This window comes from Gammaproteobacteria bacterium, from assembly GCA_016705365.1.
Taxonomy (GTDB): Bacteria; Pseudomonadota; Gammaproteobacteria; order Pseudomonadales; family UBA5518; genus UBA5518.
Map to the genome: position 1 here is coordinate 198619 of JADIYI010000002.1, position 18563 is coordinate 217181.

Below are 18563 nucleotides of genomic sequence, written 5' to 3' on the forward strand. Positions count from 1 at the left end.
GGAGCGCATCGCGGCCGGCGGTCTATAATGATTGGCCAACATGCCCGCGCTAGTCAGAGAGGTATCAGCGTGCCCCCCCGATTGCTGCTGAACCCGGCCTCGCTAAACCTCGTGAGACCGGAGCTTGCGCGTCTGATCAGGCAGGCACAGACCGAATTCGACAGCGCCGTGCAACAGGATCCGGGAGCTCATGATCTGGGCCCGTGCCGTGAGATGCTGGCGCAGGCCGATGGCGTGCTGCGGATGATCGAGCTCGGTGATGCAGCCCTGCTGACCCGTGAACTGGGTGAGCTTCTGAAGGCACTTCCGCTCGACAATCCGCGCGCAATGGAGGCGATCACCCGGGCCTTCTTCGTGCTGGCGCGCTATCTCGATTACCTCGGAGGCCGGCGCCAGGCCGCACCGGAACTGTTGCTCGAGCACATCAATGCCCTGCGCGGCCTGCTCGGTCGCGATGCCCTGGGCGAAGCCTCTTTCTCGCAACTCGTGATTCTCCCCGACCGGCATTGCCCGCCACCGGCGGCGGGCGGAGAGGAGGTGACGGATGCCCTGTTGCGCAGGCTGCGTCACCATTACCAGGTGGGCTTGATCGGCGTGATCAAGGGGCGCAGCGATCCGGTTCACCTGCGCCTGATGCAGCGTGCCGCCGAGCGCATGTGCCGGTTGAGTGGTGGCGGAGCCGCGGCCGACTTCTGGTGGCTATTGACGGGGGTGCTCGAGGGCATGGTACTCGGTCAGTTGCGCAGCAATCCGGCACGCGCGCGACTGCTCAGCCGTGCCGATCGACAGTTCCGCGATTTTTTGCAGAAACCCGATACGCGCGCCAGCGCTCGGCTCGGCGACGATCTGAGAGGCGAGTTGTTGTACCTGGTGGCCAAGTGTCGCGATGGCAAACGGATACGGGAGATCCAGTCGCTGTGCGAGGTGGTCGATGCTGCGCCCCCGGATCAGCAACTCGTCGAGGAACGCAAGCTGTTGATGGGCACCTCGGTCGATTCGATCGATTCCATGGTGCGGCTCCTCAAAGGCGATATGCACCGGATCAAGGACGAACTCGAGCAGGCGGCCAGCGCCACCGAGCCGCGCCCGGCGACACTGGCCGGCGTGCACGAAACCCTCGAGCGCGTTGCCGCCGCCTTGCGCGAGGGCGGTCTGCGCAGTTCGGCGGACACCCTGGACAAGCAATTGCAGAAAATCGGTGCCGCGCTCGGTGGCGGCACCGAACTCCAGAGACAGGATCTGGTTTCGATCGCGGACGCCGTGGTCTATGTCGAAACCACGCTCAGCGGACTGGCCCGCGCGCAGGGAATGGCGCGCGGGCTGCGCGCGCAGCAGCAGGGGGCTTCCGGGCCGGGCGTGGCGCGCGAGGCGCTCGACGAGGCCAGGCACACCCTGCTGCAAAGCGCACGCGAAGCCGTAGAAAGCGTGAAGCGTGATGTGAGCAGCTATGCGGAATCGAATTTTGACGCGATGGTGCTGGCACCATCGGTGGCGCAACTGCACGCGGTACGTGGTGCGCTGCAGATTCTCGAACACCCGCGCGCCGCGGCGGTTGCCGGCCAGACCGCGCAATCGATTCTCGACTCGATTGCCAATGGCTGCACCCTGGCCGGTGGTGCCTTCGCGGAATTGCTGGCCGACCTGCTGATCTGCCTCGAGTACTATCTCGCGGCACTCGAGAACGCCGAGGATCCCGACCCGCTGATGCTCAAGCTCGCCGACGAGAGTCTTGGCACGCTGGGGCGGCCATCCCGGGCCAACTGCTGATTTCCCGAAGTGTGCTAGTCTCGCTCCCCCGCGAATGACCGGAGGGCTGGGAAGTGGGGGAGTTTATCGGTGAGTACGGGCTGTTTCTGGCCAAAGCCGTCACGGTGGTTATTGCCTTGCTGGTGATCGTGATCAGCGCGATTTCTGTCGCGGGCAGTCGTGTGCGCAGCAGCGAAGACGGTCACATCGAAGTGCGCAAGCTCAATGAACGCCTCGACGGCATGCGCGATGCGTTGCGTGAAGCCACTCTCGATGCACGCGAATTCAAACGCGAGATGAAGGCGGAGCGAAAAGCCGAGCGCAAGGCCGACAAGGCCAGACGCAAGAAACAGTCCGCAGCACCGGAACCGGCTCCCGCGCATCCACGCACGATCTACGTGCTGAATTTTCACGGTGATATTCGCGCCCATGCGGTGCATGCACTGCGCGAGGAGATCACCGCCGTGCTCACCCGCGCCGAACCCGCCGACAGCGTGATGGTGCGGATCGAGAGTGGCGGTGGACTGGTGCACTCGTACGGCCTTGCGGCGGCGCAACTGGCACGAATCCGCGATCGGGGCATTCCCCTGACGGTGTGTGTCGACAAGGTGGCGGCGAGCGGCGGCTACCTGATGGCCTGCGTGGCGCAACACATCGTTGCGGCACCGTTCGCGATGCTCGGCTCGATCGGCGTGGTTGCCCAGATCCCCAACTTCAATCGTCTGCTGCGCAAGCACGATGTGGATTACGAGTTGTTCACGGCAGGCCAGTACAAGCGCACGCTGACGGTTTTCGGACGCAATACCGAGGCGGGTCGGCAGAAGTTCTCCGAGGAACTCGAGGATACCCATGCGCTGTTCAAGGAGTTCGTGACCCGTTATCGCCCCGGTCTCGATATCGATACCGCAGCGACGGGGGAAGTGTGGTTCGGCGAGCGTGCTTTGGGTCTGGGGCTGGCCGACGAACTGGGAACCAGCGATGGCTGGTTGCAGGCGGCGGTATTGCACAGCGATGTACTGGAAATCCGCTATATCGAGCGCAAGCGGCTTGGTGAGCGCCTCGGGCTGACGCTGGAGACGGCCATCGAGCGCGGCGTGACGCGGGCGGTGGCGCGGATCGGCGCGCGCGAGGACTGGTTGCGCTGAGTCGCGCGCACGCCTACTGCCGCGGAGTGATGGTCTCGAAATCCGGCAGGCTCGGCGGTTCCGTTTTCTCGAAGGGCATGGTGGGTTTTCGCGCGCTCGCCTGCTGCCCGCGCATGAAGTCGTAGCGCTGGCGGGTGATCTCGGCCACCTGCAGATCGTCCTTGAGAATCGTCGGGTGGATGAACACCATCAGGTTGGTCTTGCCATGCGATTTGCTGGTGCTGCCGAACAGTTTGCCTAGCAGCGGAATATCTCCGAGGATCGGCACCTTGGTCCGCTGCTCGGATTCGTCATCTCGCAGCAGCCCGCCAACCACCAGCGTCTGACCGTCCTTTATCAAGGCCTTGGTCTTGATCAGGCGTTTGTTGGTGACGATATCCGATGCCACATCGACCGAGGGTGCGATGCTCTCGGTGCTCTGTTTCAGATCCAGGGTGATCGAGTCACCGCGATTGATCTGCGCCTTGATGGTCAGGCTGGTGCCGATGTCCTGGCGCTCGATGGTGGTAAATGGGTTCTCTGTGCTCGACGCCGAGCCGGTTGACTCCCCGGTCTTGAACGGCACATTCTGCCCGACCAGCAATTCGGCTTCCTCGTTATCCAGTGCGACGATGGTCGGGGTGGAGAGAATATTGGCCTTGGTGCTCGTGGCGAGCGCCCGGATTGCGGCTTTCAGATCGCCGTTGTCGAAGTATCCCAGCGTCAACCCGCCGCCGGCTCGTATTATGCGGCCATCGGAGTCCACGACATCGCCGAGCTTGAGGTTGGGCCCGAGCGTATTGACCGCCACGTTGGTGCCATCATCACCGAAATGGTCGCCCCCGCTGTAAATCCAGGACACCCCGAGATCGCGCACGTCATCGTCGGTGACCTCGACCACCAGCGCCTCGATCATGACCTGGGCGCGGCGGATATCGACTTGTTCGACGATGCTGCGCATCTTGCTGACGATCGCCGGAGGGGCGTTCACGACCAGGGCGTTGGTGCTCTTGCTGGCCTCGATGCTGATTTTCGATTCACCTCCGCCCGCCGCCTGCTCGCCGGAGCCGGTCTGCAAGGCGTCGCCGATCCCTTTGAGAATGGCCAGCATCTCGTCGGCCTGCACATACTGCAGATAGATCACATCGGTATTGCCGCCCATGACTTCCTGGTCGAGGCTGTCGATCAGGTTGCGTACCTGGCGCCTGTTTTCGGGCTCACCGCCGAGCAGGATGGTGTTGGTGCGGGTATCGACGGAAATGTTCACGAAGCGATAACCCTCGGAACCCGCGAGGCCCGGGATCAACTGGGCGAGACTCTTCTCGACATCCTGGGCATTGGCGTGCTCCAGGCGAATGGTTTCGAACTGCAATTTGGCGCCCTGGTCGAGCGTATGCACAATGTCATTGATACGCTGCACGTTATGCGCGCTGGAGGAAATAATGAGGCTGTTGGTTTCGGGATAGGCGGTGAGCATCCCGCTGGCCGGAACCAGCGGGCGCAGGTTGTTCGCGAGTTGCGCCACCGGCACGTTGTGGGCGCGAATTATGCTGACCACCGTTTCCCCGCCGCCGCTGCGCCCGAGCGGCGGACTGCTCGCGCTGGCCATGCTCTGGGGCACGATTTTCACCGCACCGTCCGCATCGATCGCGGCAAAGCCGTGGACCTCCAGCGTGGCCAGGAAAACCTGGTAGGCTTCAGCCGGTGTCAGCGGCTCTGCCGACAGCACCGTCACCTTGCCCTGCACATCCTTGTGGACAACGAGGTTCTTGCCGGTGATGTCGGCAACCCACTGGATCAGCGAGCGGATGTCAGCGTCGCGCATGTTCATGACCAGTTTGTCGTCGGCGGTGAAGCCGCCAGGTTGCCATGCGATACCCAGCAGCAGGGCTGCGGTGGCAAGCAGTTGCCGCGTGGACGCGGCAACGCGGAATCGGGATACGGCAATTTTCATGAGCGTGACCGGTTGCGGAGTTCTTCGAGTCGTTCGTGGACGATGCGCGCCTTGTCTTCGGGTGATGCGTTGGCCGGGATCGGTGTCGCCTTTGCGGGAGTGCCCGCGGCCGGACTCGTCATGCTTTCGCCACCGATGCCCGATTCGGTGGCGGAAACCGCATTCGACGCGAGTTCGGCGGGCGCGGGAAAAGCCAGTGTTTCAAGCCGGCCGCCACGCTCGAGCACCACGTGATCGACATGAACCTGGTGCAGGCGCACACCGGCCGCGACCGCCGCGTTCAGCGGAAACCAGCGCGCCTGACCGTCGGCGCCTTCGATCACGGCGCCGGCGCGGCTGCCGGCAATCGCTGCCCGCAGCGTGAAGCCCGCGCTCGGGGTCATCGGGAGCGCACCCGCGGAAGCCGGTGGCTGCCGGGTTGCTTCGCCAAACAGGTCTGCACCGAGAATCATCGGCAGGGTATTTTCCGGTTCCCGATCCAGTTCGCTGCCGTGGGCCACGACCGCCCCCTGGCGCAGGGCGGATTGCCATTGCCATGTCTGCCAGGCGACCCCGGCAAGGGTGATCGCGACGATCGCGCCGGCCGTCGTCAACGGCAGGCTGAATGGCCAGCGTTCAGCCAGGTCTTCAAGCATGTCGCTCCGCCGATCAGGTTTTCGGTAACGCCGCAAGTATAGACGTCCGGCACCGTTACCCGACGCAACCCTGACGGCAAACGCTGGCATTGCAAAATGCGCGCCATCGTGCGCCCAAACGCCCGGATCACGACCCGCGGTGGTTATGGGGCGCGATGGCGCCCAAGCGATGCTACATTTAGCGCAGTACAACAACTGCCAGCTGGACAACGTTGATGAGTCAGCTTCTACCTTACGCATTTGCCAAGCGGCATGGCGCGTTGCTGAAGATTCCGGCTCCCGGCGATCCCGGGAAGCCGCGCCTGATCCACCGTCACAATGTGACCGTCCACGCGGTTGCCGAAGTCGCGCGTACGACCGGCCTGGCATTCAGCTGCGAGCCGGTCGGCGAGGATGAGTTCAGCCGGGCGCTTGCAGAAGTCTATGAACAGAAGAGTGGCGCTGCCCAGCAACTCGCCGAGGGGCTGGAGGAGCAGCTCGACCTCGGCAGCCTGGCCGAATTCGTTCCCGAAACCGAGGATCTGCTCGAGCAGCAGGAAGATGCACCGATCATTCGCCTGATCAATGCGATCCTGTCGCAGGCGATCAAGGAGGGGGCGTCCGATATTCACGTCGAGCCTTATGAAAAGCGCTTGCTGGTGCGTTTTCGCGTCGATGGCATGCTGCGCGAGATCGTCGAGCCAAAGCGCGAGCTGGCACCGCTGCTGGTTTCGCGGATCAAGGTGATGTCACGGCTGGACATCGCCGAGAAGCGGTTGCCGCAGGACGGACGCATTTCGATACGCGTCGGGGGGCGCGAGGTCGATATGCGGGTCTCGACGCTGCCCTCGGCGAACGGGGAGCGCGTGGTGATGCGGATTCTCGACAAGAGCGCGCAGCGGCTCGATCTTGCCGCAATCGGGATGCATGGCAATGCACTCGATTCGTTGCTAGGGTTGCTGGCCCGCCCGCACGGAATCATCCTGATCACCGGGCCCACGGGCTCCGGCAAGAGCACCACGCTCTACGGCTGCCTGAACCACCTGAATGACGGCAGCTGCAATATCCTGACGGTCGAGGATCCGATCGAATACAACATCGAGGGCATTGGTCAGACCCAGGTCAACGTCAAGGCGGGTATGACGTTCGCAGGGGGATTGCGGGCCATGTTGCGCCAGGATCCCGACGTGGTGATGGTCGGCGAGATACGCGACGGTGAAACAGCGGGCATCGCGGTACAGGCCAGCCTGACCGGACACCTGGTCCTGTCCACCGTGCATACCAATACCGCTGCAGGAGCGGTGACGCGCCTTGCCGACATGGGCGTCGAACCGTTCATGCTGGCCTCGAGCCTCAATGGCGTGATCGCCCAGCGCCTGGTGCGGGTGTTGTGCCGCGAGTGCAAGCAGCCGCATGTGCCCGATGCCGCCGAGCAGGATCTGCTGCAGATTCGCCGGGTCGATGACCATGCGCTGTTTCGTCCGCTCGGCTGTCCGGCATGCAACAACCGTGGCTATCGCGGGCGCATGGGCCTGTATGAATTGCTGGTGGTCGATGACACGATGCGCGGCCTGATCCATAGCCATGCAAGCGAAGGCCTCCTCGCGGCGCATTCGCGCAAGAGCCAGCAGTCGCTGCGTGCCGATGGCCGCGCCAAGGTGCTGGCCGGGCTGACCACGGTGGAAGAAGTCATGCGCGTCAGTCAGGAGGACTGAGCGAATGGGTGCTTTCAGCTATGCGGTACTCGACAGCGCCGGCAAGCAGCACCGAGGCTCGCTGGAGGCCGACAACGTGCGCCATGCGCGCCAGCTGTTGCGTGATCGCGGCATGGTTCCGCTCGATGTGGCGGAAGTCACCGCGGACCGGCGCGCCGGCAACGATCGCAATGCGTCCTCGCGTGCATCGCTTTCCGTGGCCGGGTCCGCGCTCTTCACGCGCCAGCTCGCCACCCTGATCCAGTCCGCGCTGCCGATCGCCGATGCCCTGGCCGCCATTGCCCAGCAGAGCGAAAAGGCCGCGACCAAGGGCCTGATCTCGAGCTTGCGCACCCAGGTGCTCGAGGGGCGTGGCTTGGCCGCCGCGATGTCGCTGCATCCGCGGGCATTTCCATCGATGTACCGTGCGACGGTTGCCGCGGGCGAGCACACCGGACGACTCGACCTGGTGCTGAACCGGCTGGCCGACCACACCGAAGCGAGCCACCGCGCGCGGCAAAAGGTCCAGCTGGCGTTGATCTATCCCTGCGTGCTGCTGGGATTGGCGGTGGTGGTGGTTGCCGGGTTGCTCACCTACATCGTGCCCGATGTGGTAGGGGTGTTTGCCAGGGAAGGGCAGGCGCTTCCTCCACTCACCCAGGCACTGCTCGCTATCAGCGATTTCCTGGTTGGCTATGGTGTCTGGCTGTTGTTCGGTATCGTGGCGGGCGTATTCGCGGTGCGCGCGTCGCTGAAAGACGCGGCGCGGCTCGAGTGGGTTCACAAGGTCCTGCTCGGGGTGCCGCTCGCCGGTCGCTTGAGCCTGACATCGAACACCGCGCGCTTTACCGGTACGCTGAGTACCCTCGTGAGCAGCGGTGTGCCGCTGGTGGATGCACTCGATATCGCTGCCGCGGTGCTGACCAATACTCATCTGAAACGCATCATCGGCGATACTGCGGGCCAGGTGCGTGAGGGCAGCAGCCTGAAGGCGGCGCTGGAACGCAGCGGGCGTTTTCCGCCGATGATGATTCACATGATTGCCAGCGGCGAGGTGAGCGGCGATCTCGAGCGCATGCTGGGACGCGTTGCCGAAAGCCAGCAGGTGGAACTGGATAACCGGATTGCCACCATGATCGGATTGTTCGAGCCGGCGGTGCTGCTGTTCATGGGGGTTGCGGTCCTGTTTATCGTGGTGGCGATACTGCAACCCATTTTTTCGCTCAACCAGATGATTTAGGCGGTCAATGTGCAACAGACAGCGCGCAGGAATCTTGGCTTCACGCTGATCGAGATCATGGTGGTGGTGGTGATCATCAGCGTGCTCATCGGCCTGATCGCGCCCAACATCATGGGTCGGGTGGACGAGGCCAGGGTCACTGCGGCGCGCGCCGATATCGCGACCATAGGACAGGCGCTCGACCTGTACCGTATCGACAACGGCAATTATCCGACCACCGAACAGGGGCTGCAGGCACTGGTGACCAAGCCGAGCGTTGCGCCGGAGCCGAAAAAATGGAATTCCAGCGGCTACATGAAGAAGAAGGAACTGCCGCGCGATCCCTGGGAGAACGAGTACCAGTACCTGCGCTACCCGGATGGAAGCTACGAGCTGATGAGCTATGGCGCCGACGGCCGGGAGGGCGGAGAGGATAATGATGCCGATATCTATCAGAAGGATATCTGAGCCGCGCGGCTTCACGCTGATCGAGATGCTGGTCACGCTGCTCATCATGGGCGTGCTGGCCGGCCTGGCAACACTCGCGGTGGGCGGGCAGGCACAGCGCCAGGCGAACGATGAAGCGCAACGCCTGTATCAGATCCTCGGCTACGCCAGCGAGGAGGCCACCCTGGCGGGCGAGGAATACGGATTGCTGGTGGATGACGATGGCTACGGCTTCGTCCGTTTCGATCCTGGCGAGGAGCAGTGGCTGCCGGCGCCGGCACGGGCGTTCGCGGATCATGAACTGCCTGTCGGGTTACGCATGGAAATCAGCGTGGAAGACACGCCTGTACTGGCTGCGGCACGCCGCAACGACGCGCTGCGCAGCCCCGAGGTGGTGATTCTCTCGAGCGGCGAGATTTCGTCGTTTCATATGGATTTTGTCTCCGGCAAAGATTCCGATCCGGCGGCGAGCATCAGCAGCGATGGCAGTGGTTCACTGGTCCGGGAATAGGCGCGCATGCGCCGGGTCCGGATTCAGCCTGATCGAGGTCCTGGTCGCGTTGGCGATTTTCGCGGTGCTGGCCAGCACCATCGTGTTCCAAAGTGGAGCCTACGGCTTGCAACTGTTCCGGCTCGAGGAAAAAACCCTGGCGTTGTGGGTGGCGCAGAATGCACTCGACGCGCTACGCCTCGACTTCCCGCAAGAGCGGGCGGCGGGGAGCAGCCGCAAGGTGGAAATGGGCGAACGCACCTGGATCGTGCACGAGAAAATCTCCGACACCAGTCGCAAGGGATTTCATCGCATCGATGTAACGGTGGCGCGCGAGGGCGAGACGGACGCGCTGGTGAGCCTGTCCGGATTCGTGGCCCGACCATGACCGGGCGCAGGACGAGTGGGTTCACGCTGATCGAGGCACTGATCGCGCTGGCAATCTTTTCGTTTCTGGGCGTTGGTGCCTATCAGTTGCTCGACTCGACCGCCACCCTGATGACGGGTGGCGAACAGCGTTTTGCCGCGCTGAGCGCTACCCAGACCGCATTGCGTCTGCTCGAGGAGGATTTCACCCAGCTGAGTCCGCGTCCGGTCGCCGCGGCGAACGGGAAGCAGTCGCCTGCGCTCGATGCGGCACCCGCCGAGGGCATCGTCGAGTTCACCCGCAGCGGCTGGCGCAACCCGCTTGGCGCGGCGCGCAGCACGCTACAGCGAGTGGTCTGGGATATCGACCCGGACGGTCGCTTGTTACGTCGATATCGCGGCCGCATCGATCAGCCTGAAAACGTGGAGCCGGTGGTGCGCATGGTCAGCGACGGGATAGAGGCACTGGAGTTGCGTTATCTCGACGAGCAGGGCGAATGGCAGGAGCAATGGCCACCGCCACCGGTTTCGGACAAGCCCGAGGACGATACCGCCGCGTGGCTGCCGCGTGCGGTCGAGATTCGTCTGGTTCACCAGCGCATTGGCGAGGTGTTGCGTCTTGTATCGTTGCGCTGAGCATCGCGGGCGGCAATCGCAGCGCGGCGTCGCGCTGATAACGGTATTGCTGGTTTTCGTGCTGGTCGCGATGATGGCAACACATATGCTGCGCACCAGCTACCTGGCAATGCATCGCACCGGCAACCTCATCGACAGCACCCAGGCCCGCTACTATGCCCTGGGTGCCGAGGAGTTGGGGGGCCAGATGCTGGCGGCGGATTTCGCGGCGCAGGCGGGGACACAGCGCTCCGATTACCTGGGGCAGGAATGGGCACGGGAAAACCAGTCCTTCGAGATCGAGGACGGTGTGCTCGAGTTGCAGGTTGTCGACCAGGCGGGACTGTTCAATCTCAATTCGCTGGTCGATTCCGCTGCCAGGAGCGACCCGCAGGCCGTGGCTAGATTTGCGCGTCTGCTCGCCGGATCGGGGCTCGATGAGTCGCTGGCCGAGCGCGTGGCGGACTGGATCGACGCCGATGGTCGGACCTCGCGGGGAGGGGTCGAGGAAACCGCCTACGGCGTGGAGTCCATTGCCAACCGGCCTTTCGTCGAGACGAGCGAACTGCTGGGCATTCCCGGCTTCGATGCCGAGGTCTGGCACGTGCTGCGCGAGCAGGTGAGCGCGCTGCCTGGCGACACTCTGCTCAACCTCAATACCGCGCCCGAACCGGTGCTGCGTGCCTATGCGGGCATGGTGTCGCCTGCCGAAATGGAACGTTTCCTGCTTGTCCGATTGGTGCAACCGATGAAATCGCTGCAGGATCCGCTTCTCGCCACGTTGTTCGCCAACGTTCTCGATCGCGTGGATGTGAAAAGCAATTTCTACCTGGTGCGCGCGCATGCCCGATATCGCGGGCGACACGCGCGCCTGGATACCCTGATGCAACGCGATGCGCGCAGCGGAAAAATCCACGTTATTGGGCGCAATGATGCAGCGAGACTGTAGAAAACCATGAAAAACTGGCTCGGAATCCATCTCGAGAGCAACCAGCCCGACAGCGCCACGCCGGTTTCATGGGTGCTGTACGGCGGGGAGCGCCTGCTGGCGCACGGCTGCGATGCGCTGGGTGAGGTCCGCAACGCGGGGGGTCCGGATGCGGAGAAGGCCGAGGTCCATGTCTTTGTTCCGGGCACCGCGGTCATGCTGACCGAAGTCAATATTCCGTCGCGTGACGCCGCGCATTTGCGCAAGGCATTGCCCTTCATGATCGAAGAACAACTGGCCGGCGACCTGCGCCAGACACATCTTGCGGTAGCCCCCCAGCGTCATGGTGACGGGGTACCGGTCGCGGTGGTGTCACACGGGCAGATGATTTCCTGGCTCGAAGCGCTGCACGCGGCCAACCTGTCACCGGTAGCAGTGATCCCCGAGCAATTGCTGCTGCCCCGCGAACCCGGCTCCATTTTTGTCCATATCCACGGAGACCGGGCGCTGGTGCGGCTGGGGGACTGCCGGGGAGTCGTGCTCGAACTCGAGAACCTGATAACGATTCTCGAGGTCTCGGTAACGCATCGCGCGATGCCATGTTCGCGGATCGAGATCAGCACTTGTGCCGGCGTGGTCGCCGACGAAGAACAGGCCGACGTGCTGGGCGCGGCGATCGCGAAGCGTCTCGATCGACCGGTTCGGCGCACCAATTACACGGAATCGCTGGTCGAATTGCTGGCTTTCGCGGCGCGCGGGCCGCATGCAGTCCTCAACCTGTGCCAGGGTGGCTATCGTGTCGATGCACGTGGCGGCGAGACCGGCACGCCATGGCGCATCACGTGGATCGCGGCTGCGGCCAGCGTGCTGGTGTTCGTGCTCTGCTGCCTGGTCAGCGGCGCGTTGATGGAGCGCCAAGCCCGCAACACCCACGAGGAGGCGATTGCACTGTTTCGCAGCATGTTTCCCGATGAGCGACGGATCGTCAATCTGCGTCGCCAGGCCGAGGGCCGCATCACCGCGGCCAAGTCCACCAGCGGTGGATCGCTGCGTGGAGTCGCCGCACTTGCCGGTACGCTCGGCAACGCCGAGCTCGACGGAATCTCCGTGCAGGCCTTGCGCTTCGACGAGGACGATGGCGCGCTGAGTGCTGATCTGAGTGCGCCGTCGCTGTCGCAGATCGACAGGCTTGGCGAACTGCTCGGCGCAGCCGGGCTCGGTTCCAGGGTACTCTCGGCCAGCGAGGAAAGCGGACTTGCCAATGCACGGCTCGAATTGAGGACTCGCTGAATGATCGATCTGCGAAACTCGCTCGAGACGCTGCGGCGCAGGCTCGAGGACTCCGTCAGCCAATTCATGGCCTCCGATCAAGGGCAGCGCCTGATTGCGTGGTACGAGCAACTGAGCAGGCGTGATCGCCTGGCGTTGCGGGGACTGTGCGGCTTTGCCGCGCTGGTAGTGCTGTATTCGCTGCTGCTGCAACCGCTGATCGATTACAGCAGCCGGGCACAACGACGGCTGCTGGAGGAGCAAGAACTGATCGCATGGCTGCGCGCCAATGAACCTGTGGCGAAGGCGGCTGCCGCGGCCAGCATGGCAGGCCGCGACCAGTCGGTTGCTTCGTTGGTCAACAGCAGCGCCAAGGCCAACGAGCTGACCATTCGTCGTTACGAACCGGCCGGCGACGGCAGTATTCGCGTCTGGCTCGAGGGAGCGCAATTCAACAGCGTCGTGAAGTGGCTTTACCAGTTGCAAAGCGTGCACGGGATACATGCCGCGGAATTCTCCGTCGAGCGTGAGTCCGAACCCGGTCGGGTAAGTGCGCGCCTGACGCTCGAAGGATAAGCCGGGCGCATGTATCAGCAATATTTCGGTTTGCGGGCGCTGCCGTTCTCCATCGCGCCTGACCCCCATTATCTGTATCTCAGCAGCCAGCACCGTGAAGCACTGGCTCACCTGCTGTACGGAGTGGGTAGCGGGGGCGGCTTTGTGCTGTTGACCGGAGAGGTCGGCACCGGCAAGACCACGGTATGTCGCTGCCTGCTGCAGCAGTTGCCCGAGAAGACCGAGGTCGCCTATATCGTCAATCCCTGTCAATCGCCGGTCGAGCTGCTGTCCACGATCTGCGACGAACTGGGCGTGCCCGGCGAACCCGGCAATACCAGCATCAAGTACCAGACCGATCGCCTGATGCGGCATCTGCTGGAAGCGCATGGCCGCGGTTTCCGCACCGTGGCGCTGATCGATGAAGCACAGAATCTCGATGCCGACGTGCTGGAACAGATTCGCCTGCTGACCAACCTGGAAACCGATGACTGCAAACTGTTGCAACTGGTCCTGATCGGCCAGCCCGAATTGAACGACAAGCTCGCCCAGCCCGGGCTGCGTCAATTCGCGCAGCGCGTCACCGCCCGCTACCACCTGCGCGAACTGGATCTGCGTGATACCCGCGCCTATATCAATCACCGCCTGGCGGTAGTGGGTCTCTACGAGCCGCTGTTTCCCGAGTGGTCGGTACGCAAATTGTACCGGGTGAGCGGGGGCGTTCCGCGGCTGATCAATATTCTCTGCGATCGGGTGATGCTCGGTGTTTACGCGGAAAACGCCAAGGCCGTGGAGAAACGACACCTGGCCGGGGCGATCCGCGAGGTTCTGCCGCCGGGGCAGACGGAATCCACGGGCGGTTCACACCGTTGGCTCTGGGCCGGTCTGACGGTCGCATTGCTGCTTGCCCTGGTGGTGTACCTGCGGGGCACGCCGGTGTGGCACGAACTCATTCGTCCCGCCATCACATCCGCAAGCGAGGGCTGATATGTCGTATATCCTGGATGCGCTGCGCAAATCCGACCAGGAGCGCCAGCGGGAGGTCGCCCCCGCATTGCGTTCGGTCCATGCGCAATTCAACAGCGCGGGACAGCACCGCGCCCGGCACCTGCGCTGGGTCGCGGTCGCGGCGCTGGTGCTCGCGGGCATCGGCGTTGGCGCCTGGCTCGGCGGCGGGCAACTCCGGGGCTGGTTTGCGGCCCCGATCGAAACGCCACCGGCGGCCAGCGCCGGGAATGTGCCGCCCGAGGTGGCACAGGTACCGGTTGCGGTGGCGCAACCGGTACAGCCAGCGGTCGTCGAGCCCGCTCCGCCACTGCCGGCAGCACTGCTCGAAATCTGGCAGCTCAGCGAAGCCGAACAACGCTTCCTGCACGAGTTGAAAGTGTCGCTGCACGTGTATTCGAGCGAGCCGCTGCAGCGCACCGTGATCATCAACGGTTTTCGGGTGCGCGAGGGTCAGCCCCTGGGACAGGATCTGTCGCTGGTCGAGATCACGGCCGACGGAATCATCGTCGATTTCCAGAACCAGCGGGTACATCTGGCAACGGTGGAAAGTCTTTAGGTGCCTGCCGGTTCTTCCAGCGGGGGCAGGTCCGGGGAACTCTTCAGCAGTTTGCGATCGTGGTCGGGATCGCTCATTTGTTGCTGCACATCGCGGATGCGGTTGTAGCGCTCGCGGGTTTCCTGTTCGGCGTCGGCAAAATCGGTCAGGATACGGGTGCGCACGAACACCATCAGATTCTTTTTCTCCACCACGTCGCTGGTGGAACGGAACAGCGCGCCGAGCAGCGGTATGTCGCCGAGCAGCGGCACTTTCTGCACCGACTCGGTCCGCTGGTCCTGAATCAGTCCGCCGAGCACCAGAATATCGTTGTCCTTGAGCAGAACGGTGGTATGGATGCTGCGCTTGTCGGTCACCACATCCTCGGCAACCTGCGAATCGCTCAGTGTTTCAACGGTCTGCAGGATATCAAGCGTGATCGCATCGCCCTGGTTGATCTGGGGCGTGACCTTCAGGGTGATACCGATATCCTGGCGCTCGATGGTGGTGAACGGATCGCTGGTGGGCGAGCCCGCACCGGTGGACTGTCCGGTGATGAAAGGCACATTCGACCCGACCAGTATCTCTGCTTCCTGGTTGTCCAGCGTGACGACAGAGGGTGTCGAGAGAATATTGTTGTCCTGGTTCAGTTCGAGCGCCCTGACCAGTGCGCGCAGCGAACCGTTGCGGAAATAGCCGAGCGTCAGGCCACGTCCTATCGTGCTCAGGGGATTGTCCGCAATATCCACCGCGCCGTTGCTAAAGCGGCTGATGGCCTCCACGCCTTCGCCATCGAAGGAGGTCTTCCACTCGACCCCGAGTTCGCGCGCGTCGCGCTCTCCCACCTCGGCGATGATTGCCTCTACCAGCACCTGTGCCCGGCGGATGTCGAGCTTCTTCACCACGCCGAGCATCAGGTCCATGCGATCCGCTGGCGCGCTGATCACCAGCGCGTTGGTCGACTCGCTGGCCTCTATCGCGATTTGCTGGCCCGGTGCCCCTTCACTCCGGGTCTTGTCGAGCATTCCGCGCAGCACCGTGGCCATTTCGGCGGCCTTGATGTAGTGCAGGTACACGACCTGCAAGCTGCCTTCGACAATGGCCGGCTGGTCGAGCCGGCCGATCAGTTCGCGCGCCTGCGCACGCATCGGCGCGGCGCCGGCGATGACGATCGCATTGACGCGCTCGTCCACTGTCATTTGCAGCGCACTGTTCTCTTCGGCCCCGAGCAATTGCTTCATCAGTTCGAGAAGCGGCGCGGCCGTGGCGTGTTTCAGCGGCACCACATCGAGTTCCAGCGTTGCCATGCGGTCGAGTTCGCGTGCCAGGCGAATGATGCGCTGCACGTTGTTGGCGGTATCGGTTATCAGCAGGCTGTTGCCGCCGGGCACGGCCGCCAGGTTGGAATGGGCGGGTACCAGCGGGCGCAATACATTGGCCAACTGCTCCGCCGGGAGGTTGTTCAGACGCAGGACCTCGTTGACCGCCATATCCGCCTGCGGGTCGGCCAGCGCGTCGAGTGCCTGGGTTGCGCCGGTCTTGAGGTTGGCGGCAGGCACGATCTGCAATACGCCATCCTGTTCGATGGCGGTATAGCCGTACACGTTGAGCGCGGTGATCACCACGCGAAACGCTTCTTCGGCGCTCATGGGATCGCGCGCGAGTATCGTCACATTGCCCCGCACCCGGGGATCGACCACGACGCGCTTGCCGGTTGCCTCCGCGATCCATTGCAGCACTGCGTGGATCTCGGCATCGCGCATGTTCAGGGTGATGCGCTCATCCGCGCTCGATCCGAGCGCAACCAGCCCCACGAGCAGCGCGGCAACGATGCGGCGGGAACGACTTGGCTTTCGGCGGCTTACGCGACGACGCATGCGGGGCCCTGGCTCCTTGGAGGCAAGCGGATATGCAAGCAATTCCGATACCATGCACCGCAGGTTGCGGGACACAGCCTAAGAATAGCTCTTTTCCGTTGAATGCCAACAAGTTAGCGCGTTTTCCCGCGAATTCCCCTGACCGGCTCGAGGCGCCGGGCCGCCGTCGCTCGCGCCAATTATTCCTCAGCGGCAATTGTGAGCGATCAACGAGTCCAGTTCGCGCAGACGCGCGCGCAACTGGTTCCCCCGACTCACGCTGTAACCCTTGCGCAGTTGCTGGTAGATCCGTTCACGTGCCTGCTCCCAGCGCGCGCATTGATCGGCGGCCTGTGCGACGGCGGGGGTGAGTGAAATCGACTGGAGCAGGATGCAGACGAGAAAAATCCGTTTCATGGCGCTTCCCTCCCTGGAAAACGCGCTTATCAAATACCCTCGGACGGGGTCGTGTCAAGGATCCGGCGCAGCGGCGGTGCGTCTGCAATAATGCGCGGGCTTGCCCGGCGATGCTGCCTGTGGCGCGATCCAGGTGGAGACCAGTTCTTGGACAGTGATGCGACGATCATCGGATTGATTCTTGCCGGCGGGCGCGGTCGGCGCATGGGCGAGGGAAACCTGAAGTATCTGCGCACCCTGGGTTCGCGGACCTTGCTCGAGCGTGCGCTGGCGCGGGCCCGGCCCCAGGTGGACACGCTGTTGATCAACAGCGCCTCGGCGCCGGCAACGTTGCGTTCTCACGGCATGCAGGTGGTTCCCGACAGCGTGCCCGGTTTTGTCGGGCCACTGGCCGGGGTGCTGGCAGGAATGGAACATGCAGCGTCGAGATTCCCGCAGGCGCAATGGCTGGTGACGATGGCGGTGGACACACCGTGGTTCCCCCTCGACCTGGTGCAACGCCTGGTGGCCCAACGCCGCGCCGATGATGCAGAGATAGCCATTGCCGCGTCTGGCGGACGCACACATCCGGTATTCGCCCTGTGGCCGCTTGGCATCGCCGCGCACTTGCGTGCTGCGCTCGAAGTCGAGGGGCAGCGCAAGGTGGATGCCTTCCAGGCACGCTACCGGCGGGTACTGGTCGAATGGCGCTGCGAGCCGCATGATCCGTTTTTCAACATCAACACGCCGGATGATCTGGCGCGGGCCGAAAGGGCGTTGGCCGCGGCGCAGGAGGGAGCATGAGCGAGGAGGGTTCAGGGAGCGCCTGCGCGGCGGCGGAACCGGCGGCCATCGAGCAGATGTTCGTATATCCGGTGAAGTCACTGCGTGGCAGTGCCGTAACACGGCGCGAGGTGCGGGCGACGGGGCTGGCAGGTGATCGTGAATGGATGATCGTGCGAGCCGATGGTCGCTTCGTGACCCAGCGTGAACTTCCTCGCCTGGCCACTCTTGGCGCAGCCGTCGAGGATGACATGTTGCGTATCGACGCCGACGCCCAGGCTCCGTTGCATGTGGCGCTGGCCTGCCCGGGAGACTCTTCCTTCGACTCGGCGGTGTGGGACGATCGTTGCGAGGTCGTCGATGCCGGACCCGAGGCCACACGCTGGCTCGATGCAGCGCTCGATCCGCCCTGGCCGTGCCGCCTGGTGCGCATGCGCCGGGGCTTCACGCGCCGACTCGCGAAGGAAACCTTGCTGGGGGAGGGTAGCAGTACCTTTTTTGCCGATGCAGCCCCGCTGCTTGTCGTCAACCTTGCCTCGCTGGCCGCGCTGAATGACAAGCTGCGGGAAAACGGGCGTGCGCCAGTGGGTATCGAGCGCTTCCGGCCCAATATCGTGGTGCGGGGACCGGCCGCATTCGCCGAGCACTCGCTCACCGCGTTGCATACGCGTGAAGGCTCTTTTGACTTATGCTACCCGTGCGAACGTTGTGTGGTGATCACGATCGACCAACTCGTCGGGGTGCGGGACCGTCAGAGCAATGAACCGTTCCGCACGCTCGCCGGGTTGAACACCGCACCGGGCAGACCCGGGAAACCGGTGTTTGGCGTGAACGCAGTATGGCGCGGGGCGCCACGCATACTGTACAGCGGCGAGAGCCTGGTGGCGCAAGCCGTATCATCCGGGTGACCCCGGTACAATACGTCCGAACTGTCATTAGGCCCGGCCGCGCGCCGGGCTAAACT

General features: G+C 63.7%; 19 protein-coding genes. 15 read left to right on the forward strand and 4 right to left on the reverse strand.

Annotated features, from left to right (window positions below):
- Window positions 1-69 precede the first annotated feature (69 nt).
- A complete protein-coding gene (locus IPF49_01110; GenBank protein MBK6286243.1) occupies window positions 70-1767 on the forward strand; it encodes a hypothetical protein in 1698 nt (565 codons plus the stop codon).
- A gap of 65 nt (window positions 1768-1832) precedes the next feature.
- Entirely contained in the window at window positions 1833-2891 is a 1059-nt protein-coding gene (sohB, locus tag IPF49_01115; GenBank protein ID MBK6286244.1) for a protease SohB, read from the forward strand.
- Between the two features lie 13 nt (window positions 2892-2904).
- On the opposite strand, the gene gspD is transcribed toward sohB, so the two are convergent.
- Window positions 2905-4824 (reverse strand): type II secretion system secretin GspD, encoded by a 1920-nt coding sequence (gene gspD, locus IPF49_01120; protein MBK6286245.1) that lies wholly within the window; start codon window positions 4822-4824, stop codon window positions 2905-2907.
- On the reverse strand, window positions 4821-5459 hold the full coding sequence (locus IPF49_01125) for a hypothetical protein (protein ID MBK6286246.1): 639 nt from the start codon (window positions 5457-5459) through the stop codon (window positions 4821-4823). The genes gspD and IPF49_01125 overlap by 4 nt, the downstream gene beginning before the upstream one ends.
- A 215-nt stretch (window positions 5460-5674) precedes the next feature.
- Between IPF49_01125 and gspE the strand changes: the two genes are divergently transcribed.
- Genes gspE through IPF49_01180 form a run of 11 tightly spaced genes read left to right on the forward strand, consistent with a single transcriptional unit; the run spans window position 5675 to window position 14585 of the window.
- Window positions 5675-7153, forward strand: coding sequence for a type II secretion system ATPase GspE (gspE, locus tag IPF49_01130; protein ID MBK6286247.1), 1479 nt, complete (start codon window positions 5675-5677; stop codon window positions 7151-7153).
- 4 nt (window positions 7154-7157) lie between these two features.
- Window positions 7158-8372 (forward strand): type II secretion system inner membrane protein GspF, encoded by a 1215-nt coding sequence (gspF, locus tag IPF49_01135; GenBank protein MBK6286248.1) that lies wholly within the window; start codon window positions 7158-7160, stop codon window positions 8370-8372.
- 57 nt (window positions 8373-8429) lie between these two features.
- Window positions 8430-8819 (forward strand): type II secretion system major pseudopilin GspG, encoded by a 390-nt coding sequence (gene gspG, locus IPF49_01140; protein ID MBK6286249.1) that lies wholly within the window; start codon window positions 8430-8432, stop codon window positions 8817-8819.
- A complete protein-coding gene (gene gspH, locus IPF49_01145) occupies window positions 8788-9309 on the forward strand; it encodes a type II secretion system minor pseudopilin GspH (GenBank protein ID MBK6286250.1) in 522 nt (173 codons plus the stop codon). The genes gspG and gspH overlap by 32 nt, the downstream gene beginning before the upstream one ends.
- The gene (gspI, locus tag IPF49_01150; protein ID MBK6286251.1) at window positions 9287-9676 is read left to right on the forward strand and encodes a type II secretion system minor pseudopilin GspI; all 390 of its coding nucleotides are present in this window, start codon (window positions 9287-9289) and stop codon (window positions 9674-9676) included. The genes gspH and gspI overlap by 23 nt, the downstream gene beginning before the upstream one ends.
- A complete protein-coding gene (gene gspJ / locus IPF49_01155) occupies window positions 9673-10290 on the forward strand; it encodes a type II secretion system minor pseudopilin GspJ (protein ID MBK6286252.1) in 618 nt (205 codons plus the stop codon). Before gspI ends, gspJ begins: the two co-directional genes overlap by 4 nt.
- Window positions 10274-11218, forward strand: a complete 945-nt coding sequence (gspK, locus tag IPF49_01160; GenBank protein ID MBK6286253.1) for a type II secretion system minor pseudopilin GspK — start codon at window positions 10274-10276, stop codon at window positions 11216-11218. The genes gspJ and gspK overlap by 17 nt, the downstream gene beginning before the upstream one ends.
- 6 nt (window positions 11219-11224) lie before the next feature.
- Window positions 11225-12487: a hypothetical protein gene (locus IPF49_01165; protein ID MBK6286254.1), complete on the forward strand. Its 1263-nt coding sequence runs from the start codon at window positions 11225-11227 to the stop codon at window positions 12485-12487.
- The gene (locus tag IPF49_01170; GenBank protein MBK6286255.1) at window positions 12488-13042 is read left to right on the forward strand and encodes a type II secretion system protein M; all 555 of its coding nucleotides are present in this window, start codon (window positions 12488-12490) and stop codon (window positions 13040-13042) included.
- A gap of 9 nt (window positions 13043-13051) precedes the next feature.
- A complete protein-coding gene (locus IPF49_01175) occupies window positions 13052-14008 on the forward strand; it encodes an AAA family ATPase (GenBank protein MBK6286256.1) in 957 nt (318 codons plus the stop codon).
- Between the two features lies 1 nt (window position 14009).
- Window positions 14010-14585 carry a general secretion pathway protein GspB gene (locus IPF49_01180; GenBank protein ID MBK6286257.1) on the forward strand — a complete coding sequence of 192 codons (576 nt, stop codon included), beginning with the start codon at window positions 14010-14012 and terminating at the stop codon, window positions 14583-14585.
- Here IPF49_01180 and IPF49_01185 read toward each other — a convergent pair.
- Both IPF49_01185 and IPF49_01190 read right to left on the reverse strand, forming a co-directional pair.
- Window positions 14582-16441 carry a type II secretion system protein GspD gene (locus IPF49_01185; protein MBK6286258.1) on the reverse strand — a complete coding sequence of 620 codons (1860 nt, stop codon included), beginning with the start codon at window positions 16439-16441 and terminating at the stop codon, window positions 14582-14584. The two genes, IPF49_01180 and IPF49_01185, sit on opposite strands and share 4 nt — an antisense overlap.
- Window positions 16442-16627: 186 nt before the next feature.
- On the reverse strand, window positions 16628-16837 hold the full coding sequence (locus IPF49_01190; GenBank protein ID MBK6286259.1) for a hypothetical protein: 210 nt from the start codon (window positions 16835-16837) through the stop codon (window positions 16628-16630).
- A 90-nt stretch (window positions 16838-16927) separates the two neighbouring features.
- Between IPF49_01190 and mobA the strand changes: the two genes are divergently transcribed.
- Window positions 16928-17620: a molybdenum cofactor guanylyltransferase MobA gene (gene mobA, locus IPF49_01195; protein MBK6286260.1), complete on the forward strand. Its 693-nt coding sequence runs from the start codon at window positions 16928-16930 to the stop codon at window positions 17618-17620.
- Complete coding sequence (locus IPF49_01200) at window positions 17617-18507, forward strand: MOSC N-terminal beta barrel domain-containing protein (protein MBK6286261.1); 891 nt, start codon at window positions 17617-17619, stop codon at window positions 18505-18507. The genes mobA and IPF49_01200 overlap by 4 nt, the downstream gene beginning before the upstream one ends.
- Window positions 18508-18563 lie beyond the last annotated feature (56 nt).